Annotated in this window: 19 protein-coding genes; 14 read left to right on the top strand and 5 right to left on the bottom strand. The window is 38.8% G+C overall.

The window, feature by feature from the left end:
* Positions 1-463: 463 nt before the first annotated feature.
* Positions 464-4,516 (top strand): calcium-binding protein, encoded by a 4,053-nt coding sequence (locus tag H3U82_RS02660; protein ID WP_198209069.1) that lies wholly within the window; start codon positions 464-466, stop codon positions 4,514-4,516.
* A gap of 443 nt (positions 4,517-4,959) precedes the next feature.
* Positions 4,960-7,728 (top strand): calcium-binding protein, encoded by a 2,769-nt coding sequence (locus H3U82_RS02655; RefSeq protein ID WP_198209067.1) that lies wholly within the window; start codon positions 4,960-4,962, stop codon positions 7,726-7,728.
* 227 nt (positions 7,729-7,955) lie between these two features.
* Here the strand turns inward: H3U82_RS02655 and H3U82_RS02650 are convergent, their stop codons facing one another.
* Both H3U82_RS02650 and H3U82_RS02645 read right to left on the bottom strand, forming a co-directional pair.
* Entirely contained in the window at positions 7,956-9,161 is a 1,206-nt protein-coding gene (locus H3U82_RS02650; RefSeq protein WP_025330927.1) for an acetate kinase, read from the bottom strand.
* Between the two features lie 55 nt (positions 9,162-9,216).
* Positions 9,217-9,744 carry a C40 family peptidase gene (locus H3U82_RS02645; RefSeq protein WP_084547271.1) on the bottom strand — a complete coding sequence of 176 codons (528 nt, stop codon included), beginning with the start codon at positions 9,742-9,744 and terminating at the stop codon, positions 9,217-9,219.
* Positions 9,745-10,084: 340 nt separating this feature from the next.
* Here H3U82_RS02645 and H3U82_RS02640 point away from each other — a divergent pair, with 340 nt between their 5' ends.
* Both H3U82_RS02640 and dapC read left to right on the top strand, forming a co-directional pair.
* A complete protein-coding gene (locus H3U82_RS02640) occupies positions 10,085-11,254 on the top strand; it encodes a nitronate monooxygenase family protein (protein WP_198209065.1) in 1,170 nt (389 codons plus the stop codon).
* A gap of 153 nt (positions 11,255-11,407) precedes the next feature.
* Positions 11,408-12,595, top strand: a complete 1,188-nt coding sequence (gene dapC, locus H3U82_RS02635) for a succinyldiaminopimelate transaminase (protein ID WP_084550006.1) — start codon at positions 11,408-11,410, stop codon at positions 12,593-12,595.
* A 104-nt stretch (positions 12,596-12,699) separates the two neighbouring features.
* Here the strand turns inward: dapC and H3U82_RS02630 are convergent, their stop codons facing one another.
* A complete protein-coding gene (locus H3U82_RS02630) occupies positions 12,700-13,572 on the bottom strand; it encodes a YicC/YloC family endoribonuclease (protein WP_232336097.1) in 873 nt (290 codons plus the stop codon).
* 162 nt (positions 13,573-13,734) lie between these two features.
* On the opposite strand from H3U82_RS02630, the gene rph reads away from it, so the two are divergent.
* The 8 genes from rph (at position 13,735) to xerD (ending at position 20,490) form a co-directional block, all read left to right on the top strand.
* Positions 13,735-14,472, top strand: coding sequence for a ribonuclease PH (rph, locus tag H3U82_RS02625; RefSeq protein WP_198209063.1), 738 nt, complete (start codon positions 13,735-13,737; stop codon positions 14,470-14,472).
* A gap of 203 nt (positions 14,473-14,675) precedes the next feature.
* The gene (locus H3U82_RS02620; protein WP_041880385.1) at positions 14,676-15,917 is read left to right on the top strand and encodes an aspartate kinase; all 1,242 of its coding nucleotides are present in this window, start codon (positions 14,676-14,678) and stop codon (positions 15,915-15,917) included.
* 109 nt (positions 15,918-16,026) lie between these two features.
* Positions 16,027-16,956 (top strand): tRNA 2-thiocytidine(32) synthetase TtcA, encoded by a 930-nt coding sequence (ttcA, locus tag H3U82_RS02615; protein ID WP_084585121.1) that lies wholly within the window; start codon positions 16,027-16,029, stop codon positions 16,954-16,956.
* A gap of 11 nt (positions 16,957-16,967) precedes the next feature.
* Positions 16,968-18,206 (top strand): MFS transporter, encoded by a 1,239-nt coding sequence (locus tag H3U82_RS02610; RefSeq protein ID WP_037392964.1) that lies wholly within the window; start codon positions 16,968-16,970, stop codon positions 18,204-18,206.
* Positions 18,207-18,277: 71 nt separating this feature from the next.
* Positions 18,278-18,661: a hypothetical protein gene (locus tag H3U82_RS02605; RefSeq protein ID WP_084550011.1), complete on the top strand. Its 384-nt coding sequence runs from the start codon at positions 18,278-18,280 to the stop codon at positions 18,659-18,661.
* A 38-nt stretch (positions 18,662-18,699) separates the two neighbouring features.
* Positions 18,700-19,146 (top strand): peroxiredoxin, encoded by a 447-nt coding sequence (locus tag H3U82_RS02600; protein ID WP_084585122.1) that lies wholly within the window; start codon positions 18,700-18,702, stop codon positions 19,144-19,146.
* Positions 19,139-19,597, top strand: coding sequence for a methylated-DNA--[protein]-cysteine S-methyltransferase (locus H3U82_RS02595; RefSeq protein WP_078474405.1), 459 nt, complete (start codon positions 19,139-19,141; stop codon positions 19,595-19,597). The genes H3U82_RS02600 and H3U82_RS02595 overlap by 8 nt, the downstream gene beginning before the upstream one ends.
* Positions 19,591-20,490 carry a site-specific tyrosine recombinase XerD gene (xerD, locus tag H3U82_RS02590; RefSeq protein ID WP_198209061.1) on the top strand — a complete coding sequence of 300 codons (900 nt, stop codon included), beginning with the start codon at positions 19,591-19,593 and terminating at the stop codon, positions 20,488-20,490. The genes H3U82_RS02595 and xerD overlap by 7 nt, the downstream gene beginning before the upstream one ends.
* A 323-nt stretch (positions 20,491-20,813) precedes the next feature.
* Here the strand turns inward: xerD and H3U82_RS02585 are convergent, their stop codons facing one another.
* On the bottom strand, positions 20,814-20,969 hold the full coding sequence (locus H3U82_RS02585) for a hypothetical protein (protein ID WP_198209059.1): 156 nt from the start codon (positions 20,967-20,969) through the stop codon (positions 20,814-20,816).
* 52 nt (positions 20,970-21,021) lie between these two features.
* Positions 21,022-21,237, bottom strand: a complete 216-nt coding sequence (locus tag H3U82_RS02580) for a DUF4177 domain-containing protein (protein WP_025330941.1) — start codon at positions 21,235-21,237, stop codon at positions 21,022-21,024.
* A 293-nt stretch (positions 21,238-21,530) separates the two neighbouring features.
* Here H3U82_RS02580 and H3U82_RS02575 point away from each other — a divergent pair, with 293 nt between their 5' ends.
* A complete protein-coding gene (locus H3U82_RS02575; RefSeq protein WP_198209057.1) occupies positions 21,531-22,733 on the top strand; it encodes a hypothetical protein in 1,203 nt (400 codons plus the stop codon).
* A 315-nt stretch (positions 22,734-23,048) separates the two neighbouring features.
* Positions 23,049-24,278 carry a hypothetical protein gene (locus tag H3U82_RS02570; protein WP_198209055.1) on the top strand — a complete coding sequence of 410 codons (1,230 nt, stop codon included), beginning with the start codon at positions 23,049-23,051 and terminating at the stop codon, positions 24,276-24,278.
* The last annotated feature ends 292 nt before the right edge of the window (positions 24,279-24,570 follow it).

The following is a 24,570-nucleotide window of genomic DNA, read 5'->3' as shown; positions in this document are numbered from 1 at the left end:
TGCCATATAAATATTAATCTAATAATTTAGACTAATATTTATAAAATATTTTTAAATATGAAATTTTCATAATTTTCTATAACTTAAAAATTAAAAAATATAACTATAACCATTAAATTTCTCAGATAAATTTAATCAGAACTTATTTATTAATATTAACTAAAAAATTAAAACAATATATATATTTATGTTATTGCAACAAATACAATATAATGATAAAGTTTGTTAAATTAATTATTTTTAATTATACATATTGTTATATATCGTAATACAAATTTATTATTAACTTATAACGTAAAATTATCTACATAGATTTTAAACTCTAATATTAAAACTAGCAAAACTAATTCATACAAAACAAAGCGAGGTTAATATATGCCATTATAATTTATAATTCAATCTAAATTATTATTTTTATTATTTTTATTTTTATTTTTATATTTAACAATTTAAGGAAATTCTAATGGGTGCTGGACAAATACTTGCAGGAACTGTTATTGCAAAAGGTGGTGTCGCTGCTCAAGGTGCTGCAGCAGCAAATCACAGTCAATCAAATTTATCAACATCTGCCGGTATGGCAAGTGTAACGAGCTCTTATGTATCTTCAATTCCATTCAGCCAGGCTGCCAAATTTGGATATGGATCAGCTGCATTTGCATATCTTCAAACTGGAATTAATTTTCTTGATAACGATTGTGATGTAGGACAATTAACGGCTGGTGATATTTTTAATATTGCTTCTGCTACTGCATCCATAATTCCCGGCGGACAAGCTGTTGGGCTAGTATTTGCAGGTTTAGGAATTGCTTATAGCTTTTATGAAACTTATAACGATCCTGTAAAAATTCAGGACATCAATGACTACTGGAAAAACTTTTTCGGTTCAAAAGATAAAAACTGGAAGTCAGCTAACCGTCAAGGAAAATATCATATATTCGATCCATTAGTATTAGATCTAGACGGAGATGGTATTGAAACAATTGGAACAAATCAATTTGATGGTGCTTTATTTGATCACGATAATGATGGGATTAGAACAGCTACAGGGTGGATAAAATCAGATGATGGAATTTTGGTTATAGACCGAAATGGAGATGGAATAATAAATAATGGTAATGAATTGTTTGGTGATAGCACAACAATGGGAGATGGCAAATATGCTAAAAATGGTTATGCTGTATTAAAAGAATTTGACACCAACGGTGACGGCAAGGTAGATGCAAGTGATAAAAATTTTTCTAAATTACGTGTTTGGCGTGATTTAAATCAAGATGGCATAACTCAGGCAGATGAACTTTTCACTCTTAGTCAGGTTGGAATTAAATCTCTTAATCTAAGTAACAAAAATACAAGTACATCATTAGGGAATGGTAATACATTAGCACAAACCGGAACATATGAGAAAACAGATGGCTCAGAACATGTAATGGGAGATGTAAATTTTGAATATGATCCACGTTATAGTGAATATATTGATCATATAGAACTAACCGATGAGCAAATGCAACTTGCTAATTTAAAAGGTGTAGGTAGAGTACGTGATTTGCGAGAAGCTGCAGCTTTATCGTCAAATCTTACTAAAATATTAAAAGCTTACTCAGCAGCAGAAACAAAAGAAGAACAGTTAGCTTTATTAGATAAACTTATTTTAGAATGGGCCAAAACTGATCCGAAATTTACTGAAAATGCGCAATATTGGATATCCAGTGTTTGGTCTGCTACTGAATCAGAAGGTACGGCCATAACACCTTCACAAGAGCGTGATATGATTCCTATGCCCGATGAAGAACTTGAAAAATATAAAGATAAATTAAACATATTGAATGCATTTACGGGAGAATCATCCAAAATATTTTATACATTAACCGAAAAGGAGCGACAAGACCTTTATGATACAATTGATAAGACATATAAAGATTTAGCTGAAACAATTTATCAAGGTCTATTAGGACAGACCCGTCTGCAACCCTATCTTAATGAAATTTGTATTAATATAGATAAAGGAAATGCATATTTAGATTTTTCAAATATTTCCGCTTTATTTAATCAGGTATTTTCAAATACTCCAGAAAAAGCCTTTGAAGATTTATGTGATTTTCTGATTTATCAACCAGATATAAGCAAACAATGGACAAATAGATATGAAATATTATCTAATTTTTTAGACTATGCAATTCAAAACAATTTTACAGAAAAATGGTTATCCAATATTAATAAAGAAGCAGCTATAAATGCTGGGGTTTTCTTAGCTTCTGATAATAATAAAAACGTAAAAGGTACAAAAAATAATGATTTCCTTTTAGCTACAGTCGGAGATAATGAACTTGACGGTGGTGACGGAGATGACATTATCATCGGCGGTGCCGGTAATGACACCCTGAACGGCGGCAAAGGTTACGACATCCTTATTGGCGGTACCGGTGATGATATTCTTAATGGCGGTGACTGGGAAAAAGATCGCTACGAATTTACAGCCGGTCACGGACATGATGTGATCAATGATCGGGGCGAAGATAAGGCATATTACCAATCAAATCGCAATGATTTGGTCTTTAAAGGTGCAAATCTGGCTGATGCTCAGTTTATCCGCTCAGGTACTGATTTGATTATTCGTGCATACGCCTCAGACGATTCCGTTACCCTTCCGGATTATTTCAACTACAGAAATTATTACAGCAGATCTTTCAATTTCGTATTCGATGATCAGACTATTTCTATTGATGAAATTAAGAATAACTACACCTTTACTCAGACCGGGGATGATAATGATAATGTTATTACCGGCTGGTATGGTAAAGATATTCTTAATGGCGGTGCCGGTAATGATACTTTATACGGCGGTGATGGTAATGACATCCTGTATGGTGAAGACGGGGATGACTTGCTGAACGGGGATGATGGAGATGATATTCTCATCGGCGGTGCCGGTAATGACACCCTGAACGGCGGCAAAGGTTACGACATCCTTATTGGCGGTACCGGTGATGATATTCTTAATGGCGGTGACTGGGAAAAAGATCGCTACGAATTTACAGCCGGTCACGGACATGATGTGATCAATGATCGGGGCGAAGATAAGGCATATTACCAATCAAATCGCAATGATTTGGTCTTTAAAGGTGCAAATCTGGCTGATGCTCAGTTTATCCGCTCAGGTACTGATCTGATTATTCGTGCATACGCCTCAGACGATTCCGTTACCCTTCCGGATTATTTCAACTACAGAAATTATTACAGCAGATCTTTCAATTTCGTATTTGATGATCAGACTATTTCTATTGATGAAATTAAGAATAACTACACCTTTACTCAGACCGGGGATGATAATGATAATGTTATTACCGGCTGGTATGGTAAAGATATTCTTAATGGCGGTGCCGGTAATGACACTTTATACGGCGGTGATGGTAATGACATCCTATATGGTGAAGACGGGGATGACTTGCTGAACGGGGATGATGGAGATGATATTCTCATCGGCGGTGCCGGTAATGACACCCTGAACGGCGGCAAAGGTTACGACATCCTTATTGGCGGTACCGGTAATGATATTCTTAATGGTGGTGACTGGGAAAAAGATCGCTACGAATTTACAGCCGGTCACGGACATGATGTAATCAATGATCGGGGCGAAGATGATGCATATTACCAATCAAATCGCAATGATTTGGTCTTTAAAGGTGCAAATCTGGCTGATGCTCAGTTTATCCGCTCAGGTACTGATCTGATTATTCGTGCATATGCCTCAGACGATTCCGTTACCCTTCCGGATTATTTCAACTACAGAAATTATTACAGCAGATCTTTCAATTTCGTATTTGATGATCAGACTATTTCTATTGATGAAATTAAGAATAACTACACCTTTACTCAGACCGGGGATGATAATGATAATGTTATTACTGGCTGGTATGGTAAAGATATTCTTAATGGCGGTGCCGGTAATGATACTTTATACGGCGGTGATGGTAATGACATCCTATATGGTGAAGACGGGGATGACTTGCTGAATGGGGATAATGGAGATGATATTCTCATCGGCGGTGCCGGTAATGACACCCTGAACGGCGGCAAAGGTTACGACATCCTTATTGGCGGTACCGGTAATGATATTCTCCGTGGCGGTGACTGGGAAAAAGATCGTTATGTATTCCATAGAAATCATGGACAAGATGTCGTAATGGATAAAGCATATAATCAGCAGCAAGGTGATATTTTGGCTTTTGAAAATTACAATAGTGATGAGTTATGGTTTAAACAAAATGGTAATGACTTAATTATTAGTCATATTTACTCAATAGATCAAGTAACCGTTAAAGACTGGTTTTATAGTAATGATTCCAGACAATACAGTATTACCACTTCCGATGGAAAAGAAATTTTTGCATCACAGGTTCAGCAATTGGTAACAGCAATGGCTGATTTCACCAAAAATCAGAATGATGAATTTTCTGTTGATGAACAAATGCTTCAATTTAATCATCAGACAACTATTACATCATATTGGGGTAATTAATAATCAATATATTTTCTAATTAAAATATCAATTTAGTAAAGGGAAAGTTCTATAATTAGAACTTTCCCTTTTTGCTTTAATGAAGTAATTTATCAAAATAAATAGTCAAAATAATTCACTAATAAACTATTTTGTATACCAATTATCTGTTTGTATATTTATAAATAAATGATTAAATATCAATCAAAAATAGTATTAAAGTAAATAAAATACAACATTTTAAATGCAGATACATACAAAATATAAAACAAAATATACAATTACAAATAATCAACTGAAACAAAGGTGCTTTTAGATATTTAAGCAAATTATATTCACACATTTATTTTTTCATTAGCAAATTTTTAACATTTATGTTTAAAAACATATTATTTAAATTGAAAAATATTTACTTGATATAAATAATTTTAATATTTATTTTCAAAAACTATAAGGAGCTAGAAATGATTAAAACTGTTAAAAAAATACAAACCGGGAGCGACTGGACAAAAGATCGCTATGTTTTCCAGCCGGGTCATGGACAGAGCATCATACAAGATAAAGGTAATGAATATGATATATCTCAATACAATGATCTTATTTTTCCGCAGGCTAAAGCAGCTAATGCTATTTTTACCCGCTCCGGTAATGATCTAGTAATCAAAGCATACGGTGCAACAGATGCTGTTATCCTGCCGGATTATTTTAATACTGATAATGCTGATAGCCGTGCTTTCAATTTCATCTTTGCCGATAAAATTTTATATCGCAATGATATCGCAGCGATGACATTCACACTGGATGGCACTAATGGCGATGATGTCCTGCATGGGTGGGATAGTAACGATATTATTAATGGCGGAGCGGGTAATGATATTCTGTATGGCGGGAACGGCGACGATACTCTTAACGGTGGTACCGGTAACGACAAACTATATGGCGGCAATGGTAACGATATTCTTAATGGCGGCGATGGCGACGACTATATCGTTGGCGAACATGGTGATAATGTACTTATAGGCGGCAACGGTAACGATACTCTGCTTGGTAGTGATGATGGCTATGATGTCTTGATTGGCGGGACTGGTAATGATGTTCTGGCTGGCGGTGAAGGTAAAGACCTTTATATCTTTCAGACAGGCCACGGTAATGACATTATCTACGATAAAAGCTCGTCCTCTGATAGTAATAGTTATAATGATGTTAAGTTTGAAAAAGCTTTTGCTGCAGATACCAGATTCAGCCGTTCAGGAAACGATTTAGTTATACAGGCTTATGGCAATAATGATTCAGTTACTCTTAGCGATTTCTTTATCACTCATAACTCATATACACGTTCATTTAATTTTATCTTTGAAGATAAAACATTAACTGCAGTCGATATTGCAAAAATGACATTTATCATAAACGGTACTGACGGTGATGATGAACTGCAGGGCTGGGACAGCAATGATATCATTAATGGCGGACTGGGTAATGACAGACTGTACGGCGGAGATGGAAATGATATTCTTAACGGCGGAGATGGAAATGACTTTCTTAGCGGTGATAATGGTAATGACTATTTAGATGGCGGAGACGGTGACGATTATATCGATGGCGGCGATGGAAATGACATTCTTATCGGCGGTAATGGTAACGATACGCTGATTGGCAATGCCGGATATGACATTCTTAACGGTGGTGCAGGTAATGATATTCTGAATGGCGGTGATTGGGCAAAAGATCGTTATATTTTTCAGTCAGGACACGGTCAGGACATTATTAATGATAAAGGTTATGAAGACAGAAATCATGAAAAGTACAATGATGTTGTATTTGAAAATGCGTTCTTCAAAGATGCCATTTTTAGCCGTTCAGGAAATAATTTAATTATCAGAGCTTATGGTAATCAGGATTCGGTTACTCTTACAGACTTCTTTAAACCAGATAGTACAGACACACGCGCTTTTAATTTTATCTTTGCAGATATCACTCTTCCGGCTGAAGCAATTGCCCAGATGACATTAGTTCTGAATGGTACCGATGGTAATGATGTACTACATGGCTGGGATAGTAACGATATTATTAATGGCGGGCTGGGTGATGATATTCTGTATGGCGGCAACGGCGACGATATACTCAATGGCGAAGCCGGCAATGACAAGCTATACGGCGGCAATGGTAACGATATTCTTAATGGCGGCGACGGTGATGATTACCTGGAAGACACCCAGGGAGATAATATTTTTATTGGCGGCAATGGTAACGATATCCTGCTGGGAGGAGACGGCTACGATGTTATGATTGGTGGTACTGGTAATGATGTTATGGCTGGCGGTGAAGGAAAAGACCTCTATATCTTTCAGACAGGTCACGGTAATGACATTATCAATGATAAAAGCTTATCTTCCGATTGCAATAACTATAATGATGTTAAATTTGAAAAAGCTTTTGCTGCTGATGCCAGATTCAGCCGTTCAGGAAACAATTTAGTCATACAGGCTTATGGCAATAATGATTCAGTTACTCTTACTGATTTCTTCATCTCAGATTATGCAAATACACGTGCATTTAATTTTATCTTTGAAGATAAAACAATAACTACAATTGATATTGCAAAAATGACATTTGTACTAGAGGGTACTGATAATGATGATGTACTTACCGGCTGGGACAGTAATGATATTATCAATGGTAAAAAAGGAAATGATATTCTTTATGGCGGTAAGGGCAACGATTACATTTATGGAGGACAGGGTAACGATACCCTTTATGGTGAAGAAGGTAATGATTCACTTTTTGGAGAAGAAGGTTACGATATACTGAATGGCGGTGCCGGCGATGATTATCTTTTCGGCGGTAACTTTGAAAAAGATTTATATGTTTTCAACGCTAATCATGGCAGAGATGTTGTTGAAGATATAGCAATAAACCGACAACAAGGCGATATTCTTGCCTTCAAAGACTATAGCAGCAGAGAATTATGGTTTAGTCAAAACGGAAATGATTTAATTATCAGTCATATCGGTACTTCTGATCAGGTTACCGTAAAAAGCTGGTTTGTTTCTGAATATAACCGTCAGTATAGTATAACCACTGCTGATGGTAAGGAAATTTATGCTTCACAAGTTGAACAGTTAGTAAATGCCATGTCGAGTTTTACTGCGAGTACTCATGATATTGCCACGACAGATAATCAAAAAATGCAATTTAATCAGCAGGCAATTATTTCTTCATATTGGGGAAATTAATTTATAAATAGTTATTTATTTATAATATCTGCTTCTCAAGGAATCCATCTTACGGATTCCTTTTTCATTATTAGTTGATATCTGATTTTATATTTTTTATGAAATATTAAAGTATTTATTTAAATAAATAAAATGTTATACAAAAACAGGCTTTGTAATCATACAAAGCCTGTTTTAAAAGTCTTAAGAATATCTCACAGTTATTTCACTGTTTCGAATTCATTTCTTTACACATGCATCCCTGTTAAACGGGCAGTATCCTGAGCAATCATCAGCTCTTCATTAGTCGGAATAACCAAAACTGCTGCTTTACTGTCTTTTGTGCTAATCACACCCGGTGTACCGAAGCAGGCTTCCATATTGGCATCATGATCCAAAATCATGCCAAATACATTCAGATAATTAACTACTTTTTCGCGCATTGTAGTTGAGTTTTCACCAATACCACCGGTAAATACCAATGCATCCAGACTGCCGCAGGCAACCATCATACCGCCTACATATTTAGCCAGACGGTAGGCAAATACATCCAGAGCCAGCTCGGCACCTTTGTGTCCGTTGGCAGCAGCTTCTTCCAGCATACGGCAATCGTTGGAAAGATTGGATAAACCCAGCATACCGCTTTCTTTGTTCAGCATTTCGGTAATTTCATCAATGCTCATTTTGGCATTCGCGGCCAGGAAAGAGAAAATACTCGGATCGATATCGCCGCAACGGGTACCCATAACCAGACCTTCCAACGGGGTCAGCCCCATGCTGGTATCCTGTGAACGACCGTTTTTAACAGCGGTAATAGAGGCACCATTACCCAGATGAGCAATCACCATGCTCATTTCATTAATATCACGGCGCAAAAATGCTGCGGTTTCCTGAGCAACATAACGGTAGCTGGTACCATGCGCACCATAACGGCGTACACCGTAACGGGTATACAGTGTTGACGGAATAGCATAATGATAAGCATGCGGTGGCATAGTCTGATGGAATGCTGTATCAAATACTGCTACCTGCGGCAGCTCAGGAAACGCCTGCTGTGCTGCCTGAATGCCCAGAATATGAGCAGGATTATGCAACGGAGCCAATACAATACAGGCTTCAATATCACGCATTACTTCAGGAGTAATCACTGTAGACTGGGTAAATCGTTCGCCGCCATGTACGACACGATGGCCGATAGCTTTGACACGGTCATATAAGCCCAGATCTTTTAACTGTTCCAGCAAAGCCATTACAGCTGCGACGTGATCATGATTGCCGGTTAAAGCGTGTTTATGTTTTTCACCATTGATTTTAAAGGTGATGAAAGCATCAGTATTACCTACTTTTTCAGCCAGACAGCTCATTAAAACTTCTTTTTCGGCTAAATCCATTACTGCGGCTTTTACTGAAGAACTGCCACAGTTAAGTACCAATACTAAATCCTGCTCACTCATGTTGTTGTCCTGTTATATCGTGATTATTAAATTCAAAATGAATAATTAATTTTATTCAGCGGGCAAACAGCGTGCGTGCACCTGTAAAACGCTGGCTAAAATAGGGCTGGTCCAGTCTGGCCGTGCGAATAACACCGCTGCTGGAAGGCGCATGAATAAATTCACCGTTGCCAATATACAGCCCCATATGTGAATAAGCCTGTCCCGAAGTGTTGAAAAACACCAAATCCCCAACCTGCAAATCTTTTGTGCGGATCGGGGCGGAAACAGCTGCTATATCACGTGCGGTACGAGGCAGATTTACCTGCAATGCCTGCTGGTAAACATATTGCACCATACCACTGCAATCAAATCCGCTACCCCGGCTACTGCCGCCATAACGGTAGGGTGTACCTATCAGACTCATGCTATGCAACAGCAATTCCTGACTCCCTGCCTGATGACTGACTTTAGTAATTCGAATAGGAGCCAGACGGGGTTGAGTACCAGACTGAACTATTTTTCGACTACTGCTTCTGCAAGCAGAAAGAAATAAAACAAGCGCACCTAAAACAGCACGCCGCTGTGCATTACATGTAACCATTAGTTATTTGCCCTGTTGTGATTACCTGAATCATGCTTACTCAGTGAATATAACATGAGTTGGTAATAATTGCTCTAAGCATTAAGGCTTAAATGACAATCATTACATTAACTAACCTTGTCGTACAAATCATACAAATTTTACCATTTTGAGAAAGCCATATCGCTCTGAGAAGTTTTAATCTCTTGACAGTGTCCTTGCGCAAGAATAGAGTAGAAGCACTAATTGATAAAAGCCAGCTGAATTAAAATGCTTTCCAACGTTTTTTACTGTAATTACAGGCTTTTATTCGAAGCAATACTTTAAAGCATCGCTTACTAAACAAAATACAGGAAGCAATATGCAGGAATTTGCACCACTAGTTATTCGCAATCATCATCTCATTCCGATTGTTCAGGGCGGTATGGGCGTAGGTGTTTCCGCCTCAAGTCTGGCCAGTGCAGTAGCACGAGAAAATGGAGTAGGAACGATTGCCAGCGTGGATTTACGTCATTTGCATTCCGATTTACTTGAGCAGTCCAAAGAAAATCCTACACAGGAAAAATACGATACCTTAAACAGGATTGCACTTGATCGTGAAATCAAATCCGCACTTGCCCAGTCTGAAGGACGCGGAATGATCGCAGTTAATGTGATGAAAGCGGTTAAAGACCATCATGCGATGGTACAGCAGGCTTGTGAATCCGGTGCACACGCAATTGTAATGGGAGCAGGTCTGCCGCTGGACCTACCGGATATGACTGAAAATTTTCCTGATGTTGCTTTACTGCCTATTTTGTCTGAATCACGCGGTATTGGTATTGTGCTTAAACGCTGGATGAAAAAGAACCGTCTGCCTGATGCAATTGTAATCGAACATCCCGCCCATGCTGCCGGGCATCTTGGTGCAGCAACTGTTGCCGGTGTTAATGATGAACGTTTTGAATTTAAACGGGTACTGACTGAAACATTCGAATTATTTAAAAAACTTGATCTGGAACGGGAAAAAATCCCTTTGATCATTGCTGGCGGGATGGCTAATTTTCAGAAAATCACCGTAGCCTTACAAGAATGGGGTGCAGCTGCTGTACAAATTGGTACAGCATTTGCTGTGACTCAGGAAGGTGATGCACATATCAATTTCAAAAAAACTCTCGCCGGTGCCGAAGGCGAACAAATTGTAGAATTCATGTCGGTAGCTGGCTTACCGGCACGTGGCGTTAAAACTAAATTTCTGGATAGCTATCTGAAACGTGAAAGCGTATTACAGGCTAATGCCAAAGCAGACCCGCGGCGCTGTACGCAGGGGATTAACTGTTTGTCTGTATGCGGTTTACGTGATGGTCTGGAAAAAGTCGGACAATTCTGTATTGATCTGAAACTTGCTGCAGCCTGGCGCGGAGAAACTGACAAAGGTTTATTTTTCCGTGGTAAAGATCCGCTGCCATTCGGTTCAGCTATGCGCACTGTTAAAGAAACCATTGAATATTTACTGACCGGCAAAATTCAGGCTGTCCAGAAATCTGCCTGAAATTGCTGAATAATTTCATAAGCCACATGCATGCATGTGGTTTTTTATTTGTCTGTAACCGGTATTTTCTGGAGCTAAAAATGAATACTTACTGCCGCAGTAATTTGATTGGTGGTAGTATCAAAGCATTTACAATAATTTGTATTTACGATTATGAATCCGAAACTGGAATTGTTACAGCCCTATCCTTTTGCCAGATTACGTAAATTAATGGATGGTCTGGAACCACCGGCTGATCTCCAGCCTATATCATTACATATTGGTGAACCCAAACACCCTACCCCGTCGGTTTTAACTGATGCACTGATTCAGCATCTGGATGGACTTGCAGCCTATCCGGCTACTGCCGGCATTCCTGAGCTTCGTCAGGCTTGTGCTCAATGGCTTATGCGCCGCTACTCAGGGGTAAAAATTAATCCTGATACTGAAGTATTACCCGTGTTGGGCAGCCGGGAAGCATTATTTGCATTTACTCAAACCATCATTGACAGCAGTACTGAATATCAGCCTGTAGTTGTCAGCCCGAACCCCTTTTATCAGATATATGAAGGTTCAGCCTTGCTGGCTGGCGCGCGGGTAGAATATGTCAATTGCCGCGCTCCGCATTTTATGCCGCAATGGCAGGAAATCGATCAGAATACATGGCCAAAGGTACAATTGGTTTTCGTTTGTTCTCCGGGCAACCCCAGTGGCGCGGTAATGAATCTGGACGAGTGGAAAAAACTATTTGCCTTACAGGACAAATACGGATTTGTGATTGCGTCAGATGAATGCTATTCAGAAATTTACTTTGATGATGATAACAAGCCTCTGGGGGCATTACAGGCGGCTACTCAGTTAGGCCGGACATTCGACCGTCTGATTATGTTTACCAGCCTGTCTAAACGTTCTAATGCACCCGGACTGCGTTCCGGTTTTGTAGCAGGTGACAGTAAACTTCTGGCTGATTTTCTGCTCTACCGCACCTATCATGGCAGTGCCATGAGCCTGCCTACACAATACGCCAGTATTGCAGCATGGAATGATGAAGAACACGTCATTGCCAATCGTAATCAGTATCGGGAAAAATTTGATAAAGTAATTCCGATATTACAGCAAAAATTTGCCCTGCATAAACCTGATGCTTCATTCTATCTGTGGCTGAATGTTCCCGATTGTGATGATTTGGCCTTTACACAGAAATTATGGCAAAAAGCAGCGATTCGTGTATTACCGGGACGTTATCTTGCTCGTAATACACCATACGGTAACTCCGGAGCAGGCTTTGTGCGGATCGCACTGGTATCCAGTGTCGAAGAATGTGTTGAAGCTGCCAATCGTATGGTCAAACTGGCTTTTTAGAATTGGTTTCAAACAGATACTGGAATTAAAACAAAACCAGAATTGCCGGTTTCAATTTTAACAGCAATTCTGGTTTTTAATAGTATGGCATAAACAGCTATTGTTTATTCTACGTTCTGTACCTGCTCGCGCATTTGTTCAATCAGTACTTTAAGCCCTACTGATGCCTGTGTACATTCAATGGCTATTGCTTTACTGCCAAGCGTATTGGCTTCGCGATTTAGTTCCTGCATCAGAAAATCCAGACGTTTACCCACGCTGCCGCGATGTTCTTCTATCAGACGTCGTGCTTCGGCAATGTGCGTATTTAAACGATTCAGTTCTTCATCTACATCGGCTTTTTGCATAAACAATGCGAATTCCTGTTTCAGGCGCTCTGCATCTACCTGAGCCACTGCCTCGCGCAAACGGGCTTCAGCCTTATTCATATAGTCCTGCAATAATTGCGGAAACAACTGCTGCATAGCTGCCACGATATCTGTCATATCATTCAGACGATCCAGCAAATGCTGCTGCAGTTTTTTACCTTCACGAGCCCGCGCTGCTTTAAATTCGGTGAGGACTTGTCCCAGTAAAGTCAGTACACCGTTATGTAATATTTCCTCGTCTTCCGTTGGCGCCACAATAACACCGTGGAAATGCAAAATATCTGCAACAGTTAATTTACCTAAATCTTTATACTTGCGACGCAACTGTTGATTAAATGATGCCAGTTGTTCTACCAGTTTGTGATTAACCGGTAAATCATCAGTACTTTCGCTGGGCAGAGTTTGAATCTGAATACGGCATTCCAGTTTACCCCGTGCCACCTGAGAACTGATTAATTCACGCATCTTGCCTTCAAACGGACGTAATTCTTCTGCAATTTTAAACTGGATATCCAAATAACGATGGTTAACTGCTCTGAGCTCAACATTAATTTGGCGATTTCCACATTGTTCTGATGCATTTGCATAGCCAGTCATACTGTATAACATATATATTTTCCTTAAACCGTTTATTCCTGCCGGGTTATATTCAAACTGGCAATTAAATCAAGTATAACGAAAACGGCTTAATCCATAAAAGGTTTAATTGATATGAATCGCAACACACTGGTTATATAATTCTGCATTCATCTCCCGACAAAGTCTCTAAATATGAAAAACACACCTCTATCCAATCGTTCCGGACGTGCTGACGATGAGCCACGTCATCTTAGTATCGTGCCTGATTTCCTCGCACAGGCAGACGGTTCTGTACTGATTTGCTGCGGTAATACTAAAGTAATTTGCACAGCAACTATTGATGAAAATGTACCCGGCTTTTTAAAAGATCAGGGTCGTGGCTGGGTAACAGCAGAATATGGCATGCTGCCCGCCTCAGCCAATGGCCGTATGCGCCGCGAAGCAGTAGCAGGAAAGCAATCGGGGAGAACTCAGGAAATTCAGCGCCTGATTGGCCGTTCCTTACGGGCAGTCGTAGATTTAGAAAAACTGGGCAGCCGCCAGATACTGATTGACTGTGATGTTATACAGGCCGACGGAGGCACACGCACCGCCAGTATCAGCGGCGCTTATGTTGCACTTGCTCTGGCAGTCAGAAAATTACTGGAAAAAGGGCTGATCAGTGAAAATCCGATTTGTGAAGCTGTAGCTGCTATATCTGTTGGCATGATTGACGGTAATCTCCTGCTCGATTTGGATTATCCGGAAGATTCATCCTGTGATGCGGATATTAATGTAGTGATGACCGCCTCACAGCAGCTGGTTGAAATTCAGGGTACAGCCGAAGGAGCTACTTTCAGTATCGGTCAGTTAAATGATTTAATCACCCTGGCACAAAAAGGAATTAAACAAATTCTTGCTGCTCAGCAACAAGCATTGGCTGAAAATTAATTCACAAAAATACAATCACCTATTTTCCGAATTTAAACACTATTTAAAACAAGCTGCCTGAACCTGACAAAATACTCACTCAGCAGCTTGTTTTTGCATGATAAAAATGCTAAAAAGAATATCCGACAGGATATTTAAGCAGGCAGGGTTAACACAACCTGTCCTTTTTTGACATTATAACAACCCGGAAAGCAAGCAGTATTATGGCGTTAATCGTACAGAAATACGGCGGTACATCAGTTGGAACAGTTGAACGTATAAAAAATGTAGCTCGTCGTGTAGCACAAGCCAGAGCCAATGGTGATGATGTAGTAGTGGTTGTATCCGCTATGAGCGGAGAAACCAACCGTTTGGTTGCACTGGCACATGAAATTCAGGAAAAGCCCAATCCGCGTGAACTGGACGTTGTTTTATCAACAGGTGAACAGGTCACTATCGGTCTGCTTGCCATGGCTTTGCACAGTATTGGCGTAGACGCAAAGAGCTATACTGGCTGGCAGGTAGCCGTTAAAACCGATTGTGCTCATACCAAAGCACGCATTGATGCGATCGATGAGATACGCATCCGCACAGATCTCAATGCCGGCAAAGTTGTTATCATAGCCGGTTTTCAGGGTGTTAATGCCAACAATGATATTACCACTCTGGGTCGCGGCGGTTCGGATACCTCAGCAGTAGCACTGGCAGCAGCACTGAAAGCAGACGAATGCCAGATCTATACTGATGTGGATGGCGTATACACCACCGACCCGCGTGTCGTACCGGAAGCGCGCCGTCTCAATACCATTTCATTTGAAGAAATGCTGGAACTGGCCAGTCTGGGCAGTAAAGTATTACAAATCCGCTCAGTAGAGTTTGCCGGTAAATATAAAGTGCGGCTGCGCGTATTAAGCAGTCTGGAAAACAGCGGTAATGGCACATTAATCACATTTGAAGAGGATCAGAATATGATGGAACATGCGGCAGTATCCGGTATTGCTTTTGATAAAAATCAGGCACGAATTAATGTGCGCGGGGTACCGGATACGCCGGGAATGGCTTCACTGATACTGGGAGCTGTCGCCGATGCCAATATTGAAGTGGATATGATTATTCAGAATGTCGGCTCAGCAGGAACCACAGACTTTTCCTTTACCGTACCACGCAGTGATTATCAGAATACGCTGGATATTCTTCATGAAGTGCAGAAAACAATAGGAGCGCGTGAAGTCTGCGGCGATGATACCGTATGTAAAGTATCAATAGTCGGCATGGGCATGCGTTCACATGTTGGCATTGCTTCTACCATGTTCCGTACTCTGGCTAAAGAAAATATCAATATCCAGATGATTTCTACTTCTGAAATCAAAGTGTCTGTGTTAATTGATGAAAAATATCTGGAGCTGGCCACCCGTGTACTGCACCAAGTGTTTGAGCTTGATAAAGAACCAATAAAAAAAGGCTGAAAACTCCTTTTTAATTCATGTAAAAATTAACACAGGCCGGCTAAGTCACATCAGCCGGCCTTTAATTATTGTACAATTGCAGGTATTTGCATAAATTAGTGCTGTATCCATGTCTCATACACCAAAACGCGAATACGAAAACAATAAACTGATTAAACGACTTCGTCATCAGGTTGGCGCTGCTATTAATGATTTTCAGATGATTGAAGACGGCGACAAAATCATGGTTTGCCTTTCCGGTGGTAAAGACAGCTATGCATTATTGGACATCCTGCTCAGATTACAAAAATCTGCACCAGTACAATTTGAAATTCTTGCAGTTAATCTTGACCAGAAACAACCGGGTTTTCCTGTACATATACTGCCGGATTATCTGCAAAGTCTTGGCATTCCGTTTCAAATTATTGAAGAAGACACCTATAGCGTAGTCAAACGGGTAATAGATGAAGGCAAAACTACCTGTGGTCTGTGCAGCCGTTTGCGACGTGGTATTTTATACCGGGTAGCCAAAGAAAATAACTGTACCAAAATTGCTTTAGGTCACCATCGCGATGATATTCTGGAAACCCTGTTTCTGAATATGTTTTACGGAGGCAAACTTAAAGCCATGCCGCCCAAACTGCTGTCAGATAACGGTGAACATATCATCATCAGACCCTTAGCCTATGTTAAAGAAAAAGATCTGATCCGGTATGCACAAATGCTGGAATTTCCAATTATTCCATGCAACCTGTGCGGCTCACAGCCCAACCTGCAACGACAGGTTATCAAAGATATGCTCCAGCAATGGGACAAAAAGTTTCCCGGGCGCATTGAATCCATGTTTTCGGCCATGCAAAACATCGTACCCTCGCATCTGGCTGATTATCATTTATTCAATTTTGCCGGCTTGCAACGCGGACAGCAACTGCCACATGGCGGCGATATTGCCTTTGACCGTGAACATTTTTCTCCAATTACAACACCAGCACAGACCGGTGATATTAATCAGCCTGCCGGTGCAGGCAAAACTGTTATTAACATTTTAGATTCTCGATAGTAAGTCCCCTTATGAAACAACCAAGAAAAAAATTAACTCCTGCAAAAGCTATGGTTGCCGCTATCAGTGGCTATGCCATGGATGGTTTTGACCTGCTGATACTCGGTTTTATGCTCAGCGCCATCAGTGCTGATCTCGGACTGAATACTTCTCAGGCAGGTTCACTGGTAACATGGACATTAATTGGTTCTGTTATCGGCGGTATCGTTTTCGGACATTTAAGTGATCGCTTCGGCCGGATACGCATGTTATCGCTAACCATTCTCATGTTTGCCGTTTTTACTGGTCTGTGTGCGGTTGCACAAGGTTATTACGACCTGCTTATTTACCGGGCTCTGGCCGGTATGGGGCTGGGCGGAGAGTTCGGTATCGGTATGGCTATGATTGCAGAAGTATGGCCTGCATCAAAACGTAATCGCGCATCAGCTTTCGTCGGTATTGGCTGGCAGCTGGGTGTATTGGCGGCTACTTTTATTACACCATTTCTGCTGCAGCATATCGGCTGGCGCGGCATGTTTGTCGTAGGATTATTTCCGGCTATCGTATCCTATTTTATTCGTCATGATACCAACGAACCGGAACAATTTACCCGCGAACATAAAGCAAATGGTGAGTTGTCATTTTCTGCACGTCTTAAATTACTGGTTAAAGACCGTCAGACAGCTAAAACCAGTCTGGGTATATTTATTCTTTGCGCTGTACAAAATTTCGGTTATTACGGTTTAATGATCTGGATGCCCAGTTATCTTGCCAAAAAACTCGGATTCAGTCTTACAGATTCCGGCAACTGGACTGCGGTCACCGTTATTGGCATGATCATCGGTATCTGGCTGTTCGGTTTTCTGGCTGACCATTTTGCCCGCTGGAAAATCTTTCTGATTTACCAGATTGGTTCTTTTATCATGGTGGCACAATATGCACAGTTGCAGGACCCCACTGCATTACTGATATGCGGTGCCATTATGGGCTTATTTGTCAATGGCATGATTGGCGGCTATGGAGCACTGATTTCTGATAACTTCCCCCCGCATGTGCGTGCAACTGCCCAGAATGTATTATTTAATCTGGGTCGTGGCATTGGCGGATTAGGGCCGCTGGTTATCGGTTTTCTGGTTAAAGAATGGTCATTTTATGTTGCCTTATGTTTGCTGGCATCTATTTACCTTCTGGACATCATTGCCACTTTATGGCTGCTTCCCAAACACAATAATACCCCGTCCAATGATGACAATCTTGGTGTTATAGGCTGATTTATTATTCTTTCAGTGCAGATATATATCTCTGCACTGATTTTTTTACCATTAGGCCATGAGTAGAAATTATGACAACATTCACTAAAGTAATTTTATATACCGGAAATGATGGTTTTGCCCGCTTCAAAGAAGAAAAAATTGAATTAAACGAAGGTAATGAAAAAAGCCAGTTATCACCTTGGTTTAATGCAGAAGGTTTACAATTACGTTACAGTCCGGTGGGTTTTAAAAGTGATTTTCACTGCACTGGTAAACCACAATGGCTGATAGTATTACAAGGAGTGATGGAAATCGGACTACGCGATGGTAGTACCCGCCGCTTTAGTGCCGGAGAACATTTTTATTCTGCCGATACTTTACCCGAAGGCATTACCTTCGACTCAAATATTCATGGACACTGCAGCCGTCTAATTGGCGATGTTCCTCTGATTACGGCGTTTATTCGCGATTAAATCAAAGTAATCATTATATATACAAAGGAAAATAAATAATGTCTCAATCTATGCTGTTTACACTTCCGGATACCGAAGGCAATAACTTTAATATTGCAGAACATTTACCAGCTGTGGTTTATTTCTATCCGAAAGACAGCACACCAGGCTGTACAACCGAAGCACAAGAATTCAGTGCTTTACTGCCCCAATTCAAACAACTGGGTTACCACGTGATTGGTATTTCCCGTGATAGTATGAAAAGCCATCATAATTTTATCTGCAAATATGAACTTAACGTTACTCTACTTTCAGACAGTGAAGAAATAGCATGCAGACAATTTGATGTACTTAAAGAGAAAAACATGTATGGTAAAAAAGTATTCGGTATTGAAAGAAGTACCTTTATCCTGAATCAGGACGGGCAAATTACACAGGAATGGCGTAAAGTTAAAGCGGCCGGTCACGCCCAGATCGTATTAAATACACTGCAACAGCATGCCTAGTTACTCATATCAAGCGCCCTGCTGCTCATTAAAACTGGAATTCAATCCTGAGCAAAAATTAAAGGCTATCCATTGGCAAACACCCTTTTCCGAAGCCTTACCTGACCTGACTGGATTCTGGGCAAAACAGCTTGACTCCTATTTTAATGGCAGCCTGCAAAAATTTAACTATCCTCCTTCCACTGACGGCACTGCATTTCAGCAAAAAGTCTGGCAGGTTATTGCCAATATCCCCTATGGTCAGATTGCCACTTACGGAGATATCGCGCGTGTGCTAAACAGTTCACCCAGAGCCGTAGGTCAGGCCTGTGGTAAAAACCCGTTACCAATTATTATTCCTTGTCATCGGGTTGTATCAGCCAGTGGTCTGGGAGGGTTCAGCCTCAGTACCAATGCTTTTGAACTAAATATAAAGCGTTGGCTGCTTAAACACGAAGGAGCAACATGGTAAATGAAACTTTACCGGCAGAACTACTCGAACCAGTCGAGTCATTGCTCGAACATCTTTGGCTTAGCGAGCAGCTGGCATTCAATACACTGGAAAGTTACCGGCGGGATTTGAATAAAATTGCTCGTCGCATACAAGCCGAACATCTGAACTGGCTGAATGTAGATCCCTTGTCACTTGCATCTGCTGTATTTATTCCTAGTGAAAAACCATCTTCACAGGCACGGGCATTATCAGCCTGTAAACGTCTGTTCAGTTGGATGCATGAATATAACCGCCGTCAGGATATACCTACCGAACAGCTGCAAATGCCTAAAAAAGGGCAATACTTGCCGGATATTATTTCCGAAACACAGATAGATGCTCTATTAGCAGCTCCTGATACCAAAACCTTTCTGGGTCTGCGTGATAAAGCCTTACTGGAACTTATGTACGCTACTGGATTGAGGGTTAGCGAAGCTGTTAACTTACGAATCAATGAAATCGATTTACAAAACGGCCTGTTAAGTACCATCGGAAAAGGAAATAAACAGCGTATGGTTCCATTAGGGGAAGAAGCAACCGACTGGCTGGAAAATTATTTTACAGATGCCCGCCCTGCTTTACTTAAAGGACGTGCTTGTGATGCAGTATTTGTCAGTCAGAAAAAAACGGCCATCACTCGGCAGCTGGCCTGGATGATTGTGACCAAATATGCTAGTGCAGCCGGCATCCATCATCTTAGCCCGCATGGTTTGCGTCATGCTTTTGCTACGCATCTCGTGAATCATGGTGCAGATTTACGTGTAGTGCAATTGCTTCTGGGACACGCTGATATCGGTACAACACAAATTTACACACATGTTGCCAATGAACGCCTAAAACAGATTGTGCATCAGCATCATCCGCGCGGATAAAAAATTTTTTGTTTATTCTGCTTTGTATAGAGTAAGAGATTATAAATCCAGAAATTTTGTTTTTATTTATTGAAGAAGTAATAAAAAACTGTTCACAACTTGGTATATGCTGCGCAAATGAATAACACTTTATAAGCTTAATCAAATTAAATGACAAAGCTATTTAATTTTAAAACAAAAATATTAACCACTTAGAAAAAGATAAACCAAGTGAAATAATAAATTAACTAATATTTATACTTAATTTAAAAGATTCGAAATCATTTAAATTTTCAACTAGTTTATTTAATATTAAACTTGGATTTTCAAGTATAAAATAAATATTATTCTAAATAATTTTTATCTTTTAGCTTTTTATCTGAGTTCAACTGATCAAGAACCACGGCTATCGCCAACAAAGCAAAGAATAAAATTGCTAAAGATATAGATATTTTTAGAAAAATTTCAGCAGGAAAAATGTCCCACCATAATTCCAGCATCAATAAGACACACCAGAATATGAAAATATAAAGGCATCCTAATCCGGCTTTTTTAACCAATATCTCTCTCCATTACTAATAAATAAGCTTCTCTTCTCCACAATAAAAATAGACGACGCATATCTTTTTCCATTGTTACTACACGCCATCCTTCTTTAGCATTTCGATTTAGAAAGTTGGAAAATTTTACAGGATCTGCATTTGCCGCGCCCAGAAACATAGAAGCCAGAGCACCTTCCTGATAAATAACAACTTTATATTCTTTCATAAAAACTCCAAAATTTAAACTCAAATTTATAAAAAAAATAATATGAATTATAAATTATTTTTCTCAATAAAACAATTTTTAATTTATATTTACTATCATAAATTTAATTTATTTTTGCAATAACTTTTTTAAAATGGTTTTAACAGATGTTCAGCTTAAAACCTTGAAATAGACAATGTTCTCGTTATAATATCTGATTAGAATTGTAATTTGTTAATTTTTTCTGGTCATTTTATTACAATTAAAATACAATTATTAACAATATACTTTGCTTATTGAACTAAGGGACTCTTATGAGATTGAAATTTACAAAAATAATATTAATGCTGGCTGTTGCCGGTATGATTTCGGCATGTGGTAATAAAACTGAAAAATCCCCTGACAAAATGGTGCGCACTGGTATTCAGCGCATTATGACAGAAGACAATCAGTTTAATTTTAGTGGTTCTTATCAGACAGAATTTATTATTCAGAATAATGAAGATAAAAATTCTTCAGAAATAACCGAGCCAATAATTGCATCAGAAGTATCTGCATCAGAAGCCTCTGCATCAGAAGAATATGATGATGATACTTCAGAATTAACAGAGTATCACCGCAAACAAATGGATTTGTATAACAAATCTATAGGGCAATTTTTAGGACAATTCGGTAAATCTTTTTCCGTACCTTTCACTGGTGCTGTAGATATGAAAAAAGGGGTGATGGAAGTGATTCCTGAAGTCCGTTATGAAGATAAAAACGTACTGATTTCTTTTAAATTTCCTACCTATTTAGATTTTAATAATTTGTCCTTATATCTCGATGGTTCTGCAATTACACATCTGTCAGATACTATGCCTTACAATAAAATGGTAATTGGTGACAAATATATGCAATTTGCTGTACCGCAGGATAAAGCACAACACATACCTGTAGCAGATTTATTAAAAAGCTTACCTAAATCTGTAGATGACGGTTATGCATCAATTGATCCGAGCGCATTCAAAAAAGTAAATGTCGACGAATTTGGAAAAACACTGGAAGCAAAATATCAGGTTAATCTGAATACAGACTATGCTTCAAGCCTTAAATATAATACTGTACTTCTACAAAGTCTTTCTAAGACTCTAAAAGAGACAGCAGCCAAGGCTGATAAGAATAATAAATATAAACCAGAAGATTACGCTTTACTGGGGAATATAATTGACGCTTTAGCTTCAATTTATTCCGATAGTGATAATGCTCTTGCAGATACTCCTATGGGTGCTTATTTGGAGCAGCTCAAAAATAAATCTAATCTAATGGTAAATAATTTCTACTTTGATTCAAAAGGTCGGATTATAGGTGTACGCTTTAAGACTGACCTTCCAATGGCAATAACAGGTATGGAAGAGCCAAAAGGAACAATCAGAATAGATTATAAAGTTCGAATGGATTACACCGGAAGCCCTAAATTTACCATGCAGCCTACACCACAAAACTCAATCAATATAGGGGCTCGTCTTGGTTGGTAATGATTAATTTTCTTATCTGATCTGATTTAAATTTTTTAGCCAGTATGTTTTACATACTGGCTTTTTTCATTGATAAGTTATTTATTATATGTTAATTCAAAAACATAAATCCAGACAGAATGAATCACGACAAGTATACCTTGAGTGAATTTTATAGTCCTGTCATAACAAACTACCTACTCATTTGATATATACCAAACTGTCTGCAAATACAGATACCATAAGCTCAACGGTATATATTAGGTAAACATAAGTTAATATATTTACAAATAAAATAACATCTAACAAAAAATCGGTTAATTTAAAGGGAATTTTATGGGGTTAAATTTTACAAAAATAATATTAACATTGACTCTAGCTGGAATAGTTTCAGCATGCAGCCACATAAATGACAATTCACCGGATAAAATGGTGCGGACTGGTCTCCAGCAAATGATTTTAAAAGATAATCGCTTGAACTTCAGTGGTTCTTTTCAAGGAGAATATCATATTAATCCTAATACAAACAATGAAGATGAAATTTCTTCTGATACATCTGAAATAAACAAAACTAATGAAACACATAACAAGCTTCTAAATACTGCATCAAAACCACTACCTCAAACAGAAGCAGATGACGATGATGATGATAATGAATCAAAACCAAAAAATTCTCTGGCACCTTTTTTTGAGCAATTCAGTCAATCTTTTTCAATACCCTTTTCCGGTGCTATAGACATACGAAAAGGGCAAATGGAAATAATTCCGGAAGTTCGTTATGAAAACAAAAATGTACTGGTTTCATTTAAATTTCCTACCTATATAGACTTCAAAAATCTATCTCTATACACAGATGTTTCTGCTATTACACATTTGCTAGATAAAATACCTCATACTAGAATGGTAATTGGTGACAAATATTTACAATTAGCTGTACCAAAATCTCAAATAAAAAACATGCCTTTATCCGATCTGTTAAAAAGCTTACCAAAATCAATTGATGATGGTTATGCAGCAATTGAGCCGGATGCATTCAAAAAAGTAAACGTTGATGAGTATGGAAAAACCTTGAAAGCAAAGTATCAGGTTAATCTGAATGTAGACTACGCTCTAATGCAGAAAATTGATAATGCAATGCTGGGAAGCCTTTCAAAGGCTTTAAAAGAGACTGCAGATAAAGCTGATCAGAATAATAAATATAAACCTGAGGATTATGCTGCATTACAAGATATAATTGACGAATTCACTTCTACTTTTAATTCTTATTTTTTTGATGAACATAATTCTGATGACAGCGGTGTTTTTAAAAATCCCTATTTTGGAGTTATAAAGCAATTCAAAAATAATCAAATTCCTATACAATATAGTTATTACTTTGATTTAAAAGGAAGAATTATAGGCATCCGTGAACAGCTAGCATTTCCTAAGGAGGTGGAGAGTATAGGTGGAACAGTAAAAACAGATACCAAAATCCACCTAAAATACACAACAAACCCTAAATTTACTATGCAGCCACCTACGCCGCAGAATTCAATTGATATAATGTCTCGACCTGAACTCAATTAATTAAAATTCAATTTATCAGTTTCAAGTATTTTTAGCCAGTATACTAAAGCATACTGGCTATTTTATATTGATAATTTTTTTACTGAATATTATGTCAAAAAATGGATAAAGACTGAATTAATCACGCAGGGTATACTTTAACTATTTTCTATTGTTATTCATAATAAACTACTCTACACGTTTAATATATAAAAACCGTCTGCAAATACTGACGCCCAGATGGCTCTAGTACACATTTTGGCAAATATAAATTCATATATTTACAAACAAAGTATAAGCAAAGAATCTGGGT

It is taken from the genome of Snodgrassella sp. W8132 (assembly GCF_016100865.1).
In the GTDB taxonomy this organism is placed as follows: domain Bacteria; phylum Pseudomonadota; class Gammaproteobacteria; order Burkholderiales; family Neisseriaceae; genus Snodgrassella; species Snodgrassella alvi.
The sequence above is the reverse complement of the archived record's forward strand: the minus strand, read 5'-3'. Positions and strand labels throughout refer to the sequence as shown.